A 434-nucleotide genomic window follows, 5' to 3' on the forward strand; every position below is an offset into this window, starting at 1 on the left:
GAGATAAGTTTCAGCTGTGTCGTTTCAATTTTCAGCTTGTTCCAGATTGTTAAAGAGCAAAATACTTCGCAGCATACTGTTTCCAATATACTCTGAAGTATTATTTAAAGGCTGTATGGATATGGTGGAGCTAAGCGGGATCGAACCGCTGACCTCCTGCGTGCAAGGCAGGCGCTCTCCCAGCTGAGCTATAGCCCCATACAGTCACTTACAGATACCTTTGATTTACCACTCGTAAAAGAGTTAATTCTTTCTCAGACAAGGCGGAGCCATGCGAAGTTTGCTTACGCAAACGAGTTCGTGGCGACAACGCGGTATGAGGAAGAATTTGGTAGGCCTGAGTGGACTTGAACCACCGACCTCACCCTTATCAGGGGTGCGCTCTAACCACCTGAGCTACAAGCCTATAAAGGTATTTCTGCTCGTTACTTTCT

The 434-nt window shown here is 46.3% G+C and carries 2 tRNA genes; both read right to left on the reverse strand.

The features are described from left to right. Positions 1–122 precede the first annotated feature (122 nt). Positions 123–198 (reverse strand) — tRNA-Ala (locus ACT3RT_RS23090). A gap of 131 nt (positions 199–329) precedes the next feature. Further along, positions 330–406, reverse strand: a tRNA-Ile gene (locus tag ACT3RT_RS23095). Positions 407–434 lie beyond the last annotated feature (28 nt).

It is taken from the genome of Ewingella sp. AOP9-I1-14 (assembly GCF_052375995.1).
Lineage (GTDB): Bacteria > Pseudomonadota > Gammaproteobacteria > Enterobacterales > Enterobacteriaceae > Ewingella > Ewingella allii.